This is a genomic window from Candidatus Nitrosopumilus salarius BD31 (assembly GCF_000242875.2).
Taxonomy (GTDB): domain Archaea; phylum Thermoproteota; class Nitrososphaeria; order Nitrososphaerales; family Nitrosopumilaceae; genus Nitrosopumilus; species Nitrosopumilus salarius.
On sequence record NZ_AEXL02000028.1, the window covers coordinates 1 to 1497 of the forward strand.

Below are 1497 nucleotides of genomic sequence, written 5' to 3' on the forward strand. Positions count from 1 at the left end.
TAGCCATAATGGAAATTGTGGTTTTCGTCCTTCTTTGATTTCCTTTGCAGCTTTTTCCAGCAATACATAGATGATTCTTTCTATTGCTCCACTAGGAGAATTGTGCAAAATTACGGGGTTTTTCTTTTGGTTATGGTCATCTACAAAATCAATATTGTATCGACTTCCATTTTCAACATCAATCTGGTCGGTAGATAAAGCAGATGCCTTTCCAAGATTATCAACAAAGTTAAACTCCCATTTTAAAACAAAGTAAAAGAATTTTTCCTTCCACATTTCAACTAATACTGGTCGGCCATGTTTCTTTACTAGTTCCTCAATTGCGGATTTATTTTCATGATAAAAGTCTTCAGTGAAACGAATTGCCATATCATAATCAGATTCTTCAATTCCAAGTTCACGAAGAACGCTTTGTGATAAATCAAATCTCACTTTAATCTCATCTACTGCTTGATCAATGTCTTTGCAAAATGCATGACAATCAGGCATTGTAAATGCCCTTAATCGCCTTAAACCAACTAATTCACCAGATTGTTCACGTCTAAAGCTGTATCGGGTTAACTCGTATAATCTGTAGGGTAAATTCTTGTAAGATAATTGGTATTGATTTGCCATAAGAAACTGGCCAAAACATGCTGCAAATCTCAAAAATAGTTTCTTCCCTTCAGAATCAATGTTGTATTGACGTGCAGGAAATCGATTAAAGTAACTGACCATACTCGGATGTTCTGAATCATACATGATGGGAGTCTCAACTTCATATCCACCATATTCCTTGACTCGGTCAGTAACGTAGCGTTCAATCAATGATTTTATCAATCGCCCATTAGGATAAAATCTCATATTACCTGAATCAGATGCAGGTTCATAGTCAGCGATTCCCATCTTCTTCATCAATGCAACATGTGGAGGAGGTTCATCGACATGACGTTGTTTTGCCGCTTCGTATTTTGCCAAAATTTCTAAATTTTTATTTTTTGTAAAATTAAAATCAGCAATATTTGTCATTGTTCCATCAGTACTCATTATCTTCCAAATGGAGCGGATTTTTGATTCGCCTTTTAGTGCATCAGACGTTAGTTCGCCATCATCTTTTAAACCTGTAGAATCTTTCGTAATAACTTTGGAACTTTCAGCCAGCGGGTGTCCTTTTACTTGTAATTTGTAGGACTTGGTCCATCCAAATGGGGAATGAGATACTTCAAGATCAGATGCGCCACTTTCCATCTCTTTGAGTAAAGCCATGGCAGTAGAGGGTTTTGCCAAATTAGAACTAAGGTGGGCATAGGGATATAACAATAGTTTTTTGCAACCAATTTTTTCCATAGAATTTTTTATCTGAGATACGGCATTTTGTGCAACTGATGAGTCATCACCCTCCTCGATTGCAACGAAAACAACTACAAGTTCTTCTAGCCTTTGAGTTCGAGGATCCTCAATCTCTTCAGCAGTATTTTATCTCCTTTTTTGTAGGTAGTGTACTCTATACTATCACAA

At 36.5% G+C, this 1497-nt stretch carries 1 pseudogene; it reads right to left on the reverse strand.

The features are described 5' to 3' along the window. Positions 1-1497: pseudogene (locus BD31_RS01520) on the reverse strand (threonine--tRNA ligase); the annotation flags it as partial.